The sequence below is a fragment of the Mycolicibacter kumamotonensis genome (assembly GCF_002086285.1).
GTDB classification, from domain to species: domain Bacteria; phylum Actinomycetota; class Actinomycetes; order Mycobacteriales; family Mycobacteriaceae; genus Mycobacterium; species Mycobacterium kumamotonense.
Map to the genome: position 1 here is coordinate 71,343 of NZ_MVHU01000015.1, position 16,916 is coordinate 88,258.

Annotated in this window: 14 protein-coding genes and 1 riboswitch; of the genes, 2 read left to right on the forward strand and 12 right to left on the reverse strand. The window is 68.7% G+C overall.

The annotated features are described in order from the left end of the window. Positions 1 to 15 precede the first annotated feature (15 nt). A complete protein-coding gene (locus tag BST28_RS11940; RefSeq protein WP_065287314.1) occupies positions 16 to 2,091 on the forward strand; it encodes a substrate-binding domain-containing protein in 2,076 nt (691 codons plus the stop codon). 9 nt (positions 2,092 to 2,100) lie between these two features. On the opposite strand, the gene BST28_RS11945 is transcribed toward BST28_RS11940, so the two are convergent. Next, entirely contained in the window at positions 2,101 to 4,314 is a 2,214-nt protein-coding gene (locus BST28_RS11945; RefSeq protein WP_019735661.1) for a hypothetical protein, read from the reverse strand. 368 nt (positions 4,315 to 4,682) lie between these two features. Here BST28_RS11945 and BST28_RS11950 point away from each other — a divergent pair, with 368 nt between their 5' ends. After that, positions 4,683 to 5,261, forward strand: coding sequence for a hypothetical protein (locus BST28_RS11950; protein WP_133054297.1), 579 nt, complete (start codon positions 4,683 to 4,685; stop codon positions 5,259 to 5,261). A gap of 36 nt (positions 5,262 to 5,297) precedes the next feature. On the opposite strand, the gene gcvP is transcribed toward BST28_RS11950, so the two are convergent. The 11 genes from gcvP to secA2 form a co-directional block, all read right to left on the reverse strand. Next, positions 5,298 to 8,129, reverse strand: coding sequence for an aminomethyl-transferring glycine dehydrogenase (gcvP, locus tag BST28_RS11955; protein WP_234808263.1), 2,832 nt, complete (start codon positions 8,127 to 8,129; stop codon positions 5,298 to 5,300). Positions 8,130 to 8,317: 188 nt separating this feature from the next. Continuing rightward, positions 8,318 to 8,415, reverse strand: a riboswitch (glycine riboswitch). 86 nt (positions 8,416 to 8,501) lie between these two features. Continuing rightward, positions 8,502 to 9,140, reverse strand: coding sequence for a MerR family transcriptional regulator (locus tag BST28_RS11960; protein ID WP_019735664.1), 639 nt, complete (start codon positions 9,138 to 9,140; stop codon positions 8,502 to 8,504). Between the two features lie 234 nt (positions 9,141 to 9,374). After that, positions 9,375 to 9,869, reverse strand: a complete 495-nt coding sequence (locus BST28_RS11965) for a bifunctional nuclease family protein (RefSeq protein ID WP_019735665.1) — start codon at positions 9,867 to 9,869, stop codon at positions 9,375 to 9,377. A 120-nt stretch (positions 9,870 to 9,989) separates the two neighbouring features. Next, on the reverse strand, positions 9,990 to 10,727 hold the full coding sequence (ftsR, locus tag BST28_RS11970) for a transcriptional regulator FtsR (protein ID WP_019735666.1): 738 nt from the start codon (positions 10,725 to 10,727) through the stop codon (positions 9,990 to 9,992). A gap of 1 nt (position 10,728) precedes the next feature. Beyond that, positions 10,729 to 11,214 carry a glycogen accumulation regulator GarA gene (gene garA, locus BST28_RS11975; RefSeq protein ID WP_029248902.1) on the reverse strand — a complete coding sequence of 162 codons (486 nt, stop codon included), beginning with the start codon at positions 11,212 to 11,214 and terminating at the stop codon, positions 10,729 to 10,731. A 172-nt stretch (positions 11,215 to 11,386) separates the two neighbouring features. Beyond that, positions 11,387 to 11,800, reverse strand: a complete 414-nt coding sequence (gene gcvH, locus BST28_RS11980; RefSeq protein WP_029248903.1) for a glycine cleavage system protein GcvH — start codon at positions 11,798 to 11,800, stop codon at positions 11,387 to 11,389. A gap of 29 nt (positions 11,801 to 11,829) precedes the next feature. Next, a complete protein-coding gene (locus BST28_RS11985) occupies positions 11,830 to 12,612 on the reverse strand; it encodes a DUF881 domain-containing protein (RefSeq protein ID WP_413784769.1) in 783 nt (260 codons plus the stop codon). After that, positions 12,609 to 12,941, reverse strand: coding sequence for a small basic family protein (locus BST28_RS11990; protein ID WP_019735670.1), 333 nt, complete (start codon positions 12,939 to 12,941; stop codon positions 12,609 to 12,611). Before BST28_RS11990 ends, BST28_RS11985 begins: the two co-directional genes overlap by 4 nt. A 72-nt stretch (positions 12,942 to 13,013) precedes the next feature. Beyond that, a complete protein-coding gene (locus BST28_RS11995; protein ID WP_083081166.1) occupies positions 13,014 to 13,937 on the reverse strand; it encodes a DUF881 domain-containing protein in 924 nt (307 codons plus the stop codon). Next, positions 13,930 to 14,532 carry a CDP-alcohol phosphatidyltransferase family protein gene (locus BST28_RS12000; RefSeq protein WP_029249469.1) on the reverse strand — a complete coding sequence of 201 codons (603 nt, stop codon included), beginning with the start codon at positions 14,530 to 14,532 and terminating at the stop codon, positions 13,930 to 13,932. Before BST28_RS12000 ends, BST28_RS11995 begins: the two co-directional genes overlap by 8 nt. 14 nt (positions 14,533 to 14,546) lie before the next feature. Then, entirely contained in the window at positions 14,547 to 16,901 is a 2,355-nt protein-coding gene (gene secA2 / locus BST28_RS12005; protein WP_029249468.1) for an accessory Sec system translocase SecA2, read from the reverse strand. Positions 16,902 to 16,916: the final 15 nt, after the last annotated feature.

Sequence of the window (16,916 nt, forward strand, 5' to 3'; positions counted from 1 at the left end):
GAGGACGCATCCACCGTGGGTAGGCACAGTTTGCCCGGCCCGGACGATTTCGCTGAGGACCCACTCGGGCGCGACGAGCCCGACTACGGCGATGACGACACCGCAACGCCCGATCCGTTCGGCTTCGGCGACCCGGACGACGACGAGTACGTCGACGACTATCACGACGCGCTCTACGACGATTCGTTCGGCGGCGGAGCCGGATACGACGCCGACCCGGCGCAGTACATGCGGCGCGGCGGCCACGACGACGAAGAAACGCGTTACCGCACCGGGCCTTTCGGCGCATTCGGCGCGCATGCCGGCGAATCCCCCTCGGCGGAACGCGACGAGCCTCGCGGCGGCCACCGCAACCTGGACCGGTGGCGCCGGCACCGCAACGACGCCGGGCCCCGTGGTGTCAGCGTCGGTGTGGTCGCCGCACTGGTGACGGTGATCGTCGTGGTGGGCGCCGTGATCCTGTGGCGCTTCTTCGGCAACTCACTGTCGCATCGGTCGGCCGTGGCCGCTGGCGCCTGCGCGGAGGGCGACCTGACTGTCGCCGTTGTCGCGGACCCTTCGATCGCCGATCACGTGCAGGGATTCGCCGACCGCTTCAACAAGACCGCCAAGCCGGTGGGCGATCGCTGCGTGTCGGTCCAGGTCAAACCGGTGGATTCGGACGCCGTCGTCAGCGGATTCATCGGTGACTGGCCGGCCCAGTTGGGTCAGCGCCCCGCACTGTGGATCCCGGGCAGCTCGATTTCGGCGGCCCGCCTGCAGGCCTCGGCGGGCCAGGAGACCGTCAGCGACAGCCGCTCTTTGGTCACCTCGCCGGTGCTGCTGGCCGTCCGACCCGAACTCAAGCCCGCTCTGCAGAAGCAGACCTGGGCGAGCCTGCCGGAGCTGCAGACCGACCCCGACGGTTTGGGCCGACTCGGGCTTCCCGGCTGGGGGCAGTTGCGGCTGGCGCTGCCGATCGGCGGCAACGGCGATGCAGCTTTCCTGGCCGGTGAGGCCGTGGCGGCCGGCACCGCCCCGAAGGGCGCCCCCGCCACCGACGGGACTCCCGCGGTACACCGACTGGCCGGCGCCCAGCCCCAACTCGCCGACAGCTCACTGGCTGAGGCCATGAACGTTTTGCTGCGCCAAGGCGATCCGGCGGCCGCACCGGTACACGCGGTGGTGACCACCGAGCAGCAACTGTTCACCCGGGCGCAGTCCTTGTCGGATCCGTCGCGCTCGCTCGGTTCCTGGCTGCCGGCCGGGCCGGTGCCGGTGGCCGACTACCCCACCGTCCTGCTCGCCGGGTCGTGGCTGTCGCAGGAACAGGTCAGCGCCGCCAGCGAGTTCGCCCGCTTCGCCCGCAAGCCGGACCAGCTCGCGGAGTTGGCCAAGGCCGGATTCCGGGTCGAGGGCGTCGCCTCGCCGAGCAGCGAAGTCACCGACTTCCCGGCGGTGTCGGACACCCTGTCGGTGGGCGACGACGCGATGCGGGCCACCTTGGCCAATGCGCTGACCACCCTGCCGGGCAGTTCGGCGGTGACGATCATGCTCGATGCGTCCATGACCACCGACGAGGGCGGCAAGACCCGGCTGGCCCACGTGATCGCCGCCCTGGACCAACGGATCAGGGCGCTGCCGCCGAACTCCGCGGTGGGTTTGTGGACCTTTGACGGTGTGGAGGGCCGCAACGTGGTCACCGCCGGCCCCCTGGACGAACAGGTCAACGGCGGACTCCGGTCCGAGACGTTGGTCGGGGAACTCGACGGCCTGAGCTCGACGTCCGGTGGCGCGGTGTCGTTCACCACGCTGCGGTTGGTCTACAACCAGGCGCTGTCCAACTACCGTGCTGGGCAAACCAACTCGGTGCTGGTGATCACCGCCGGCCCGCACACCGACCGGACGCTGGACGGCCCCGGATTGCAGGAGTTCATCCGGTCGAACACCGACCCCGAACGCCCGGTCGCCGTGAACGTCATCGACTTCGGCGCCGACGCCGATCAGGCGACCTGGCAGTCGGTGGCTCAACTGTCCGGCGGCACGTATCAGAACCTTCGGGGGGCGAACACCCCCGAGCTGGCCGGCGCGCTGAACACGCTGCTGGGCTGATCCCGCCCGTCAGGCGCCCAGGGCGTCGAGGATCTGCTGCGGGATGACGTCCACCAGCTGGGTGATCATGCCACCGAAGGATCCGACGCTGATGTCGGCCAGGTCCAGGTTCCCCAGGCCCAAGCTGTCGAGCAGATCGGTCAGGGTCAGGTCCAGCGGGGGAATCAGGTCACCCAGGTTCAGCGGCAGGTCGTCGAGACCCAGGCCGCTGATCAGGCCACCCAGGTCCAGGCCGTTGAGCAGGCCGGTGATGTCGATGCCACCTAGACCCAATCCACCCAGCAGCTCGCTCAGCGACAGGTCGCCGGTCGACGCCGGGAAGCCCAGCGCCTCCAGCACCCCGCCGACGGTCAGGTCCTGACCGAGCACGATCCCCAGATCGCCGAGCAGGCCACCGAGGGTCAGGTCGTTCGACGACAGACCCAGGTCACCGAGCAGGCCGCCGATCGACAGGCCGCTGCCGTCCAACCCCAGATCGCCGAGCAGGCCGCCGATCGTCAGGCCGCCGGGTGTCGAACCCAAAACGTCGAGCAGATCACCGACGGTCAGGCCGTTGCCGTCCAGGCCCAGGTCGCCGAGCAGGTCACCGATCGTCGTGCCGGCACCGGAGAGTCCCAGCGCACCCAGCAGGTCATCGAGTGTCAGGCCGGCGGTCGACAGCCCCAGGCCACCGAGCAGATCGTCGAGGCCCAGGCTGGCGGGCGTGATACCCAAGGCGCTGAACAGGCCGTCGAGCAGGCCGCCGATGCTCGGGGCGGTGGAAGGTATGAGGGCGCTGATAGTGGTGATGAGAAGGCTGACCGCCCCGGTCACCACGCCGTTCAACGGAATGCCGAACGCGCTCAGCACGCCCTCCAGAGCCGACGTCAGCAAACTGACCACGCTCCCGCCGGGCAGTGCATCGCCGGCGCCCAGGCCGATCAGGCTGAGCAGCAGATCCGGGCTGACCGTGCTCGACGGGTCCAGGCCCAGCGAACCGAGCAGCGCGTTCAACATCGTCGTCGACACCGACGTGCTCGGGTCGAGTCCCAGCGCGCCGAGCAGACTGTTGATCACGTCCGGCGTCAGGGCGCTGCCCGAATCCAGCCCCAGCGAGTTCAGCAGATCGGTCAGCACCGCCGGCGAGATCACCCCGTCCGGGTCCAGTCCCAGCGAACTCAACAGGCCGTTCACCACATCCGTCGACACCCCGCCGGTCGGGTCGAGCCCCAGCGTGCCGAGCAGGCTGTTGAGCATGGTCGTCGACAGCGCGTTCGCCGGGTCCAGCCCCACCAGGGCCAGCAGGCTGGCCGGCGACAGCAGCGTCGTCGGGTCGATCCCGAACGCGCTCAGCACGCTGCTGAGCGGCAGATCGTTCAGGTCGACTCCGGTGTCCAGGCCCAGCCCGTTCAAGACGCTGGTCAAGCCGAGGCTGCCCAACCCGAGGTTGCCGAGCCCCAGGAAGCTCAGCAGCCCGCCCAGGTCGGTGATCCCGCTGCCGAGGTTGAGCAGGTCGCCCAGCCCGTCGTCGCTGATGCCCAGTTCACTGAGCAGGCTGCCCAGGGTCAGGTTGCCCAGCCCGAGCTGATCGATCAGGTTCTGCAGGTCCAGGTTGGTCAGGTCCAGGTTGCCCAGACCCAGGGCGTTGAGCAACTGGACCAGGTTGAGGTTCACCTCCAGGTTCTGCACCGGGGCGAGCACGCCGTTGAGCACCGGGATGTTGATGATGCCGCCGAGCAGGCTGACGTTCTGGGCACCGTTGAGGTAGGCGTCGGCGATGGTGGCCGGCGCGCTGAACAGGCCGGAGAAGTCCCCGCCGGCCATCTGGGCCGCGGCGTTGCTGATCGCCTGGGAGGTCAGCGCCTGCGCGCCCATGCTGGCGATCGCCAGTTCGAGGCCGGGCGGCAGCTGCACCGAGACCGTCGCCGGCAGGTCGGAGATGTCGGTGGTGATGGTCGGCGTAATGCTGGTGAACGCGCTGATCACCCCGAACGGGTCGGTGAACAGCTTGCCGAAGACCGCCGTGATGGCGCCCCAGTCGGCGTTGTCACTGATGTTGGTCAGGTTCGCGGTGGTGTGGGTGAACAGATCCGACCAGGCATCGGTCAGCTGCACGGCGTGGAACTCGGCGCCGGCGGCCGGGAGCAGCGGTGTCACCGGCGCGATCGGCGCGACCGCGACGATGCCGGCGCCCGCGACGGCGATGCCGGCGGTGAGATACGGGCGAAGCGCAAGTTGCTGCATGATCTCTCCTCAGTGTGATCCCCGTCACCGGTTAGGTGAGACCAGCTTAAACTAATTTCTTGTCACACATGAGAGTTCACTGATTTTTCGCCAGCGCAACTGTTTCGGAAGCCAGCAGCCTCGCTATACTACAGCACCCCAACGCGCGCAGCGGTCGACCCGAGCGGTGCCCGGAATCGCCCGGTCGCCGCTCGGGTCGACCGTCGGCTGCCATTACAACCCGATTCCCCGCGGCACGCAACTAAATTGCACAAAGTGTGATTGTTTTTATTCCGACTTCCGCAAGGCCTCCGCCCACGTGTAGGTTTTCCTCGCTAACTGAACAGCGGCACAAGACTTTTGGGGGGAAATCAATGGTCGGACAGCAGGTGACTCGGCTCGATGCGGTGGCAGGTATCGCCCTGCTGTGGACCGGGTTCATGGTCATCAGCCCGATTGCGCCGCACACCGCGGCCGAACCGACCACGGCTGCGGTCGAACTCACCGCGGCAAGCACGCCGGAACCGGGCGACTTCCTGGGCCTGGGGCAGTTCGCCACTCAGATGGCCGAGGTCAACGAGCTGATCGGCCGTTTCGTGCAGTACGTCCCCGAGGTGCTCAATCAGCAGTTCACCAGCTTGAACGACGTGGTGAACTCCTCGCTCGCCGATCTCGACTGGTCCGATCTGGGCGCGAGCATGAACGCGCTGGGCGCGAATCTCGACGAGTGGGAGCAGGGCTTCTGGGCGCAGATGTGGCAGTTCGCCGAGAACATGGACACCGACCCCACCACCGGTGAGCTGGTGCCGAGCCTGTGCAACATCCTCAACGTTCTCGGCAACGACCTGTCGAACCAGTTCCAGATCATGGTTGCCGGAATCAACGACATGGGCAACGAGCTCTCGGCTCAGTTCCAGAACGTGATGGACGGGCTGGACGGTTTCTTCGACGGCCTCAACGGCCTCTGAGCCGATCCCCGCGCCTGGGCCCGGATGCTTCCGGGCTCAGGCATAGGCGTCCACCGGCGGGCAGGAGCAGACCAGGTTGCGGTCGCCGAAGGCTCCGTCGATCCGGCGCACCGGGGGCCAGACCTTCGGGCGGAAGTCGCGCCCCAGCGGATAGGCCGCGTGTTCCCGGGTGTACGGGTGCTCCCACTTCTCGACCATCAGGCACTCCGCGGTGTGCGGAGCACCCCGCAACGGGTTGTCCTCGACAGTCCACTCACCGGCGCCGACCCGGTCGATTTCACCGCGGATGGCGATCATCGCCTCGCAGAACGCATCCACCTCGGCCAGGCTCTCGCTTTCGGTGGGCTCCACCATCAAGGTGCCGGCCACCGGGAAGCTCATGGTCGGGGCATGGAAACCGTAGTCGGCCAATCGTTTTGCGACATCGTCGACCGTCACGCCGGTGGCCTTGGTGATTCCCCGCAGGTCCAGGATGCACTCATGGGCGACCATGCCGTTCTCGCCGGTGTAGAGCACCGGGAAGTACTCGTCGAGTCGGCGGGCGATGTAGTTCGCCGATGCGATCGCGGTCAGCGACGCCGCCCGCAGACCCTGTGCGCCCATCATCCGGATGTAGGCCCAGGTGATCGGCAGAATCGACGCCGAACCGTAGGGGGCCGCCGATACCGGTGCGCCGCCGGGCAACTCAGGGGCCATCGGGTGTCCGGGTAGAAACCCGGCCAGGTGCTCTCGCACCGCCACCGGCCCGACACCGGGGCCGCCGCCGCCGTGTGGGATGCAAAACGTCTTGTGCAGGTTCAGGTGGCTGACGTCGCCCCCGAAGCGCCCGGGCCGGGCCAGCCCGACCAGCGCGTTGAGGTTGGCGCCGTCGACGTAGACCTGCCCGCCCGCGTCGTGCACCGCAGCGCAGATCTCGGCGATGTCGTGCTCGTAGACCCCGTGGGTGGACGGGTAGGTGATCATCAGCGCCGACAGGTTCTCGGCATGTTCGGCGATCTTGGCACGCAGATCATCGAGGTCGACGTCGCCGTTGTCCCGGCAGGCCACCACCACCACCCGCATCCCGGCCAGCGCGGCCGAGGCGGCGTTGGTGCCGTGCGCGCTGGACGGGATCAGGCAGATGTTCCGGTGGGATTCACCGCGGCTGGCGTGAAAGGCGTGGATAGCCAGCAGACCGGCGTATTCGCCCTGCGAGCCGGCGTTGGGCTGCAACGACACCGCGTCATACCCGGTGATCCCGGCCAGCCAGCGCTCCAACTGGGCGATCAGCCGGCGAAGCCCGGCGGCGTCGCCGGCCGGGGCGAACGGGTGCTGGCAGGCGAATTCCGGCCAGGTGATCGATTCCATCTCCGCCGCGGCGTTGAGCTTCATCGTGCACGAGCCGAGCGGAATCATGCTGCGGTCCAAGGCGATGTCCTTGTCCGACAGCGAGCGCAGGTACCGCATCATCGCGGTTTCGGTCCGGTAGCGCGAAAAGGCCGGATGGGTGAGGAATTCCGAGGTGCGGGTGGTGATATCCACCGATACCGGCTCGGCGGGCCGCACCCCGAAAGCCTCCAGCACCGCGGCCACATGGGCGTCGGTGGTGGCCTCGTCGCAGGACACCGAGACGTGGTCGGCGTCGACGCGCCACAGGTTGATGCCGGCGGACTTGGCCGCCGCGATGATGTCGTCGGCGCGGCCCGGCACCCGGGCCAGCACCGTGTCGAAGTAGCGGTCATGCACCAATGCCTCACCGAGGGCAGCGCCGATCTTCTCGGCTTGACCGTGCACCCGCCGCGCGATCGCGGTCAGGCCCTCGGCGCCGTGGTAGGAGGCGTACATCGCGGCCATCACCGCCAACAGCACCTGCGCGGTACAGATGTTCGACGTCGCCTTGTCGCGGCGGATGTGCTGCTCGCGGGTCTGCAGCGCCAGCCGGTACGCCGGTAAGCCGTCGGCATCCACGGACACCCCGACCAGCCGTCCCGGCAGCTGCCGGGCGTGCTTGGCGTGCACCGCCAGATACCCGGCGTGGGGTCCACCGAAGCCCATCGGCACCCCGAAGCGCTGGGCGCTGCCGAAGGCGACGTCGGCGCCCATCTCGCCGGGCGGAGTGATCAGCGTGCATGCCAGCAGGTCGGCGCCGACCGCCACCATCGCACCCCGCTCGTGGGCGGCCGCGATCAACTCCGACCAGTCGGTGATCCGGCCGGACGCCCCCGGCAACTGGGTGACCACCCCGAAGAAGTCACCCTCGGGCAGCCCGTCCCGCAGATCCACGGTGACGATCTCGATTCCCAGCGGCTCGGCGCGGGTCGCCAGCACCGCCGCGGTCTGGGTGAACAGGTCGGCGTCGACCAGCAGCCGGTCTGTCTTGCCGCGCACCGTGCGGTGCATCAGGGTCATCGCCTCGGCGGCCGCGGTGCCCTCGTCGAGCATTGACGCGTTGGCGATCTCGCACCCGGTCAGGTCGGCGATCATGGTCTGGAAGTTCAGCAGCGCCTCCAGCCGCCCCTGGCTGATCTCGGGCTGATACGGCGTGTAGGCGGTGTACCAGGCCGGATTCTGCATGATATTGCGCAGCAGCACCGGCGGGGTGAGCGTGTCGTAGTAACCCTGGCCGATCATCGACACCGCGACCGTGTTGGCGTCGGCCAGCTCGCGCAACTCGGCCAGCGCCTGGGTCTCGGTGGCGGCGGCCGGCAGACCGTCCAGCCCCGGCGCCACACCGTCGGGGTTCAGCGCGTCGAGGATGCCGGCCGGCAGCGCCTTGGCGGCCAGGTCGTCCAGCGAGTCCACACCGATGGTGGCGAGCATGGTGGCGAGGGCGGCGCTGTCGGGACCGAGGTGCCGGTCGACAAAGCGGAATTCGGTGGGTTGGGACACGAGTGGGTCTCCTGGCATCGGGAGCGGGCTATGACGAGTCAGTCGATCTGGCCCTCCCCCTCTGTCCTCACCCGTACGCCGGGCGCCTGAGAGCTTCGGCCGCGGCCACCGCGCCGGGCGCGGGTGCGGGCCTTTCCCCATCGGCGGGCGGCGCCGTCACCGGCCGCCGCCACTTTCCAGAGGCATCGGAATCCCGGGCGGTCCGTGGGCCTGAGAGGTTGTCGGAGAGGTGTTGCTCCTTCGGCGTCTGCGGCTGGCTGCCGCAGAACTCTCCCGCGTCGAGTGCGATGCGCTGACCAGTTTACCCGGCGATGCGAGGCGCAAACGCACGCCGTGATCACGACGCGCGGCGCCGCGCGAAGGGAGGTGGCGCTAGCCGGTCTTGCGGTCGCGGAACTTGCGGCGGCTGGCGAGTTCGTCTTCCGGTGCGGCGATCGACTCGCCACCGTCGGCACGCTCGCCGGGGAAGTCGGAGATGACGCCGGTCAGTTCCCGCATGGCACCCGACACCGCGATGCCGAACACGCCCTGGCCGCCCTGCAGCAGGTCGACGACCTCCTCGGCCGACGTGCACTCGTAGACGGTGGTGCCGTCGGAGAACAGCGTGATGTTGGCCAGGTCGCGGACCCCGCGCTCACGCAGGTGGTCGACGGCGATCCGGATGTTGTGCAGTGAAATGCCGGTGTCGAGCAGCCGCTTGACGATCTTGAGCACCAGGATGTCTTTGAAGGAGTACAGCCGCTGGCTGCCGGAGCCGGCCGCGCCCCGAATCGAGGGGACCACCAGCGAGGTGCGGGCCCAGTAGTCCAGCTGGCGATAGGTGATTCCGGCGATCTGGCAGGCGCTGGGACCGCGGTAGCCGACCAGTTCGTCGGGGACGGAGTCGTCGGGGAACAGCCCGGCCTGCACCGGTTCCCCCGCGCCGGAAGCGGTGGCGGCAGCCTCGACATCGCGGTCCGATTCGGACCGACCCGCGAAGTCCAGCTGGTCCTGCCCCGGTTGCTCGCCCACGATGCTTCCTCTCGCCGATCGCGCTCGTTGCCACTGGCTGGCCGGTGGCCGCGTTTGCTCTTGCCCGAGTTGCTGGTGAGCATACGCTGTCCGGCGAGCCGCCGCGCCGTTGTTCCCGCCTCTGGATCAAGTATGGGGGCCGCGTTTTCCGCGCCACGCGTTCGCCGTGGGCGTGTCGTCATACCGCTCGCAGATGAGATGCATCTGTGACTGGGCTGAGGCCGCCGCGCCGGGTCAGGTTGCTTTGAAATCGTCGGGCGACACGCTATCGAGGAACTCCTTGAACTTCTCCACCTCGTCTTCGCGCACCGCACCGGAGCTCTCGTCGTCGCTCTCGTCGGGAATCAGCAGGCCCGCCTCGGCCAGCACCGCCTCCTCGACATAGATCGGCACCCCCACCCGCAGCGCGATCGCCACCGAATCCGACGGACGCGCCGAAACCGTGATGTCCCGGTCGAAGATCAGGTCGGCGTAGAACGTACCTTCCTGCAGATCGACGATCCGGACTTCTTTGAGCGAATGCCCCAGCGCGGCGATCAGGTCGCGGATCAGATCGTGGGTCAGCGGCCGGGCCGGCTCCACGCCCTGCTGCTCCAGGGCGATGGCGGCGGCTTCGGCCTGCCCGATCCAGATCGGGAGGTATCGGTCACCGTCGGCTTCGCGCAACAACAGCACGGGCTGGTTTTGTGGCTGCTCGACGCGAATGCCGACCACGCGTACTTCACCCATCTCCAGTCAGCCCTCCACATTTGCTTGTGTCCCAGTGGCTGTCTGCCAGCCCGACTCGCTGCGAAACCCGGTCGGACAACCGCATATCGCACAACAAGCCGCCGAAGCGAAGTCTAGTCCTCAGCCGTGCAGAACGTCGTGTACCGCCGACTTGAGCAGCGCGGTGTGCAGCGCGATCGCCAGTGCCGCGACCTCGCGGGCCAAGTCGTCGGCGCGGTCGCGTGCGCCGGCCTTGCCGCCCTTGACCAGCGGCCCGGCGATCTGGGCGATCAGGTCCGACTGCCGATCGGCGGCCGAGCGGAACGCCCGCAGGTGTCGTGGCTCGACGCCGTAATCGGCCAGGCCGCGTGCGCACTGCGCGATCACCACCGCGTGCTCGTCGAACAATCCCCCCGGCCCGGCGGTGATCACGCCGGATCTGACCAGCGCCGTCAGCAGGGCGTCATCGGCGCCGGAGCGTTCCAGGAGATCCTCCCGGCTCAGCCGGACCCGTCGCGGCGGCGTCGGCAGCGCCGTGCCGTTGTGAGCGGCATCGTCGGCGGCCGGCACCAACCGCGGGACGGGATAGGGCGACTCGGTCAGCGGAAGCGCCCCGTCCGGCTCGGCGTCCAGCCGCGCCTTGATCACCTTCAGCGGCAGGTACTGGTCGCGTTGCGCGGTCAGCACATACCGCAGCCGCGCGCAGTCGTACGCGCTGAACCGGCGGTAGCCCGACGCCGCGCGCTGCGGCGTCACCAGCCCCTCGGTCTCCAGAAAGCGAATCTTGGAGATCGTGACATCCGGAAATTCGGGACGAAGCAGATCCAGTACCGCCCCGATCGACATCCCGGCCAGTTCAGGGCTGTCAGGCGCGCTCAACTCAGCTCCCCGGCCCGGCCTCGGTCTCACCCGGCTTGGGGCCGGTCAGGAACACCAGACGGAACTTGCCGACCTGGACCTCGTCGCCGTTGACCAGCACCGCCGAATCCACCGGCTCCCGGTTGACGTAGGTGCCGTTGAGGCTGCCGACGTCGACGACCTGAAATTCGTTGCCCTCCAGCCGGAACTCGGCATGGCGGCGGCTGACCGTGACGTCGTCGAGGAAGATGTCGCTGTCGGGGTGGCGCCCGGCCGCGGTGACCGGTTGGTCGAGCAAGAAACGCGACCCGGCGTTGGGGCCCCGCTTGACGACCAGCAGCGCAGATCCCGCGGGCAGCCCTTCGACACCGGAGGTCAGGCTCTCACCGCCGGCCTGCGCGGGTGCGTCGAGTTCGCTCAGGAAGTCAGCGCGGAAGACCGATGTGGTTTCCACCGTGACCTCGTCGCCTGCCTGCTCGTGCCCGTTTCCCGAGTCCTTCTCCGTCACCCACTGCTCCTCACTGGCCACTGTCGTGCTACCTGGTCGTACCCGCCGGACATCCATGGCACCGGACCCACAATCGTTGAGTCGACCGTACCGCGCAGCGGTCGATAATGTGCCCCGCACCGCGGGATCGTGTCACGGAATACCCGCGTCCCGGCAGGCAGGCTAGCAATATTCATTCGGCCAGCGTCGCGCGGTACGCGTCGGGGGTCAGCAGTCCCGACAGGGCCGCATCCAGCGCTTCGGCCCCGCCGTCGCCGACCTGGAGATCCAGCAGCCACCCCGCGCCGTACGGGTCGGAGTTGACCAGCTGCGGGCCGGCGTCCAGCTCGGCGTTGACCGCAACCACTTTCGCCGAGATCGGCCCGTACAGATCCGAAACGGACTTGGTCGACTCCACTTCGCCGAAGCTCTCCCCCGCGGTCACCTCGGTGCCGACGCCGGGCAGTTGCACGAAAACCACGTCACCCAGTGCCGCCTGCGCGAAGTCGGTGATGCCCACCCGGACGGTGTCCTGCCCGGTGCGCCGAACCCACTCATGCTCAGCGGTGTAATACAAATCGGAGGGAACTTGGCTTTCCGAGCTCACGGTGATCGTGCTCCTTGCGCTGGTCGGGTTCACTTGACTGGCTGAGCGTATTGGCGGGGTTTCGGTTGCCGCAACACGGTCACCTCTACCCGGTCGGCCTGCTGCACGCCCATGGCGCCGCCGAGCCGCTTGACGCTGTCGACTGCCCCGCCGGGGATGTTCATCGCTGCTGCCAGGGTGGGTGGATCGCCTATCGCCAGAACGGAATACGGCGGAGCCAAGCCTATCCCGTCGAATTCCAGCGCCCCGGGGGTACCGGCAACCCAGGAGTCCACTCCGATCCGCACCGCCTTGGTGTCGTCGCGGACCTCCATCGCCTCGGCCCCGGCGGCGCGCAGCTCGTTGATCACATCGAGCATGGTCTCCGGGGCGACCCCGCGCGCCGGATCGTCGACGGTGATGACCACTCCGGGCCCGACGGCGCCGACGGTGCCGATCATGATCGCCAGCGCGGAGAGCCGGGCCTGGGCGTTCTCGATCGCCGCCTGGTCACTGCTGCCGGACTCCTGGAGCGCGTTGAGCGTCTGCTGCAGTTCGGCGATCTCGGTGCCCAGCGCGGCTTCGCGCTGCCGCAGCGAATCCAGCAGCACCAGCAGATCGGCCGGCCGGGCCGTCTCCAGGGCGTCGGCGGAGTCGTTCTGCCGGACCTGGGTGACGATGGCGACTCCCAGCAGCAGGCACAGCAGCATCGCCAGCACCCCGAACAGCGGCCCGGAGCGGCCGAACCAGGCGCGCCGTGACGGCGCATCGTGGTCGGTCACAGGCAGCTCGTGCCGCCCGTGCGGCACCGGTTCGGTACCCACCGGCGTCAGGCCCCGAACAGTCGTCGACGCAGCGCCGCGGCATTGCCGAAGATGCGGATGCCCAGCACCACGATGATGGCGGTGGACAGCTGCGTTCCGACCCCCAGCTGGTCACCGAGGTAGACGATCAGCGCAGCGACCAGAACGTTGAAGACGAATGACACGACGAACACCTTCGCGTCGAAAATCCGCTCCAGGTAGGCCCGCAGACCGCCGAACACGGCGTCCAACGCCGCCACCACGGCGATCGGCAGATAGGGCTGAACCACCTCCGGAACGCTGGGTTGGAAAATCAGCCCCAGCACGATTCCGGCGATCAGCGCGACGATACCGATCATCGAGAACTCACCCCGGCCTCCCGACCTCCGACGCGACGCCGACGGCGCCACGGCTTGCAGCGCAAGCTTGCGTCACGACTCCCCTATCTGTTTGGCGAACCGGACATCTCGCAGCGAACCCGCTGGCAGGGTCAGGTCGGCACCGGTCCGGCCGTCCACGCGCACCCCCACCCCGTAGGACACTTCCAGCAGTCGCAGCCGGTACAGCCCGGGTGTCCGGTCGAAGGCCTCGCGCAGCTCGCGGGGCGGACCGATGGCGCGCACCGTGTAGGGGCTGCTGATCGGCTTGTTGTCGACCAGGATCGCCCCGCCGGCCTGCCTGATCGTCACGTTGGGGCCGATCCGGACATCGCCGATCGCGATCGCCTCCGCGCCGCTGGCCCACAACGAATTGACGACGAGCTGCAGGTCGCGGTCCAAGATGATCTGTTGACTGCCCGACACCCGCTGTTTGGAGGCGTCGGAGAGGTTTCGCCCGGCACCCGGGTCGGTCACCGTGACGGTCAGGCCGGGGCCGGTGACCCGGGTGCTGGCGGAGGCCAGACTCAGTGCGTCGAGGCCGGCCAGCACCCGCTGCCCCTCGGCGTCGTCGGCCAGCCGGTGCCGGCGCAAGTCATCGACCCGGTTCGTCAGCGTGTCGCGTTTGTCGGCGAGCCTGCCGGTCACGTCTTCGGCGGACCGCACGTTGGTGGCCAGCACCTGCTGGGCGTCACGCACGCCGGGCGCCAACGTTTTGGCCTGCGCGAACGCGACCGCGAACACCGTCGCCACCACAAGCGCCGCCAGCGCCTCCCAGCCCGCGATCCGGGCCCGCCTCGTGGTGGCCCGCCCGCCGTCGCGGGCGGCCGCCGCGGCGGCGTAGCCGGGGTCGAGGTGCTCGGACAGCAGCGAGCGCAGCAGCGAGGGCACCGCGAACCGCTGCGGGCGGCCGGCCTCGTGCGCACCCCCGTCATCGCGGCCTTCGTAGCCGCTGAGCGCGAAGAACGGTTCAGACATCGGCCACTCGGGGTGCGACCTTGGGCATGGTGCGGACCACCAGCGCCACCTGAATCAGGTACAGCACGAACGCCCACAGGTACATGCCCAGGCCCCAGATCAGGAAGGCCCAGCCGACCGACAGCACCACCCGGCTGGCCAGCGCGTCCCACTGCCCCAGCAGGATCAGCGGAAACGCCGACATCAGCGCGAAGGTGCCGGCTTTGCCGATGTAGGTCACCGGCAGCGCGGTCAATCCCCGGCTGCGCAACACCGGCAGCACCGCGGCCAGCAGCACATCGCGGGCCAGCAACACGCCGATGATCCACCACGGCACCAGGCCGCGCAGTCCGAAGGCGACCGGGACCGCCACCATGTAGAGCCGGTCGATCGCCGGGTCGAGCAGCGCGCCCAGCGCCGAGGACTGGTCCAGCAACCGGGCCAATTTGCCGTCGGCCCAGTCCGAGAACCCGCTGAGCATCAGGATCGCCACCGCCGGCCCGTCCGCCCGCGCGACCAGCAGTAGGTACAGAAAGGCGCCGATCAGCCCGAGCCGGGCCAGGCTGATGACGTTGGGCACCGTCAGCACCCGGTCACGGTCTGACCCCACAGGCATGTTCGCGCCTACCCCTAGCGGAAGATCCCGGGGAGGCTCAGCGCGTCCATCGTGTCGTCGCTGAGCGGGTTGTCCCGCACCATGTAGGTCCACGTCGAGGTGGGCCGCGCCAGCTTGGACAGGTCGATGCCCGGCTCGGACTCGATCTGTTCGGATGTCTCGAAGGTCTGCTGGGCGGCCTCGATGGCGTCGGCGGCCAGCGATGCGAACGCGTCCAGGGCCATCCGGTGGAATTCGTCGAGCGGATTCTGCCGGCCCAACGCACGCAGGTGGATGCTCTCCCGGATGTCGGCCAGGAACGCCAGGTGATCGGCCCAGCCGCGGTCCAGGTGGTAGAGCATGATCAGCCGGCAGATCTTCTCCAGCTTCGCATCGGCGTCGTCACCGAATTTCTCCCGCAGCTCGGCGTAGCGCTGCGGGGCCAGCTCGGCGAGCTCCTCGCGGGCCGTCGGCGTGGACAGCAACGTGTTGCGCCGCTCCACGATGATCGCGCGCTGCTGGGCGATCAGCTGGTTGTAGCGCCAGGTGTTGGCGTGGATGTCGAGCAGCTTGCCCTCGGCGATGCGTTGGGCGTGGTCGAGCATCCCGGAGGCCTTGGGGCTCACAATCCGACCGTCTTCGTCGGTCTCGGTCGGCATCTTGCCGGCTTCCAGGTTGGTCGCGGCGACCTCGTCCTCCCAGCTGGAGAAGAACACCGACGAGCCCGGGTCACCCTGGCGGCCGGCCCGACCGCGCAGCTGATTGTCCAGACGCTGAGTGTGCTGCCGGGCGGTGCCGATCACGTGCAGACCGCCCAGCTCGACGATCTTGTCGTGGTGTGCCTCGTCGGAGCCGCCCAGCCGGATGTCGGTGCCCCGCCCGGCCATCTGGGTGGAGACGGTGACCGCACCGAGCTTGCCGGCCTCGGCGATCACCGTGGCCTCCTCGGCGTCGTTCTTGGCGTTGAGCACCACCGCCGGGACCCCGCGTTTGCGCAGCCGCTCGTAGAGCTCCTCGGACTCGGCGACGTCGTGGGTGCCGACCAGCACCGGCTGCCCGGTCTCGTGCACCTCCACGATGTGGGCGACGATGGCGTCGTTCTTGGCCGCGGCGGTGATGTAGACCCGGTCGGCCTCGTCCTCGCGGATGTTGGGCATGTTCGGCGGGATGGGTGAGACCCCCAGCTGATAGAACTGGCGCAGCTGCTCGCCGGCCGCCAACGCCGTCCCGGTCATGCCGCACACCGTCGGGTACCGGTTGACCAGGGCCTGCACCGTGATGGTGTCGAGCACCTCGCCGGTCTCGGTGGTCTCGATGCCCTCTTTGGCTTCCACCGCGGCCTGCAGGCCGTCCGGCCAGCGCTGCAGGGCAGCGATTCGCCCGCGCGAGGCGTTGATCAACTGCACCTTGCCGTCGCGGACGATGTAGTGCACGTCGCGCTGCAACAGCACGTGGGCGTGCAGGGCGACGTTGACCTCGGTCAACGTCGACACCACGTGCTCCTCGGAGTACAGGTCGATGCCGCCGAGCGCGGCTTCGACGCGCCGCGCTCCTTTCTCGGTGAGGTGGATGTTGCGCCGGTCCTCATCGGAGTCGTAGTCCACGCCGGGGGTCAGCCGGCCGACCAGCTCGACGATCTCCATGCGGGGTGTCTCCCGATGGGTGGTGCCGGCCAGCACCAGCGGCACCAGCGCCTCGTCGACCAGCACCGAGTCGGCCTCGTCGATCAGCGCCACGTCGGGGTTGGGCGAGACCAGATCCTCGACGTCGGTGACCAGCTGGTCGCGCAGCACGTCGAAACCGATCTCGTTGACCGACGCGTAGGTGACGTCGCACTGGTAGGCCGCGCGGCGCTCGGCCGGGCTGGAGTCGGCGGTGATCCAGCCGACCGTCACCCCCATCGCGGTCAGCAGCGGTCCCATCCATTCCGCGTCGCGGCGGGCCAGGTAGTCGTTGATCGTCACGACGTGCACGTGCCGTCCGCCGATGGCGTAGCCGGCGGCGGCGATGGCACCCGAGAGCGTCTTGCCTTCGCCGGTGGCCATCTCGACCACGTCACCGGCCAGCATCCGCAGTGCGCCCTGCAGCTGAACATCAAACGGGCGCAGCCCGATGCTTCGCTCGGCGGCCTCGCGGGCGATCGCGAGGAACTGCGGAATGTCCGATGCGTCGGCCAGATCCTTGAGGTTGAGCAGTTGTGCGGCTTTGCGCAGCTGCTCGTCGTCGAGTCCGGCGGCCTTCTTGGCGTAGTCGGCCGCCGCGTTGACCTCGGCCATCGAGCGACTCTGGTTCTTCTCGGTGCTGGCGCCCAGCAGTTTCCAGAATTTTCCACTCAGCCGGCCCGACTTGGCACGTGTGGTCCCGGAGACCGTTTTGGAGGTGTTAGCCACAGCACAACCGTACGC